The organism is Streptomyces sp. AC627_RSS907 (genome assembly GCF_019049165.1).
Map to the genome: position 1 here is coordinate 1 of NZ_JAGMUE010000212.1, position 556 is coordinate 556.

Genomic DNA, 556 nt, shown 5'->3' on the forward strand with positions numbered 1-556 from the left:
GCGAGACACTGACGCACGGACAAAAAAATGCCACAGCTTGGACGATCTGCGCAGTAGCCAACCTTGCGGCCATAGTGAGCGCCATTCGGTTGGTAAAGAACTGAAGCGAGCGCGCTCTCCTGACAGTCGATCCCGGCGTTGCAACCCGTCTCGGATAGCCGCCACCACGGTGCACTTGTAGCCCCGTCACTCACGCGGCGGGGCTGGAGCGTTACCTGATAACTCATCTTGACCCCGACACTCCCGGGCGTCGAGGACGACCCGATGGTGTGGTCTCGCGTGGGGGCCAGGGTGTCGCCCATCTCGCGCATGGGCCTCGGGGAGGCAGCGTGATGCCGAAGCGACGCAGTAGAGGTGACGGCGGCCCGCACTGGGACGACAGCCGTCAGCGTTGGATCGCGACCGCCAATCTCGGCCATGACCCGAGCGGCAAACGCATCGTCAAACGCGGCAGTGGTCGGACGAAGACCGAGGCGAAAGCCAAGCTCAAAGAGGTGCTTCGCGACTACGAGGATGACCTCGCGATCGCCCCCACCGGCTACACGGTCAAGGAATC

The 556-nt window shown here is 63.7% G+C and carries 1 pseudogene; it reads left to right on the top strand.

The window, feature by feature from the left end:
- Positions 1 to 332: 332 nt before the first annotated feature.
- A pseudogene (locus tag KUM32_RS32285) lies at positions 333 to 556 on the top strand (site-specific integrase); the annotation flags it as partial.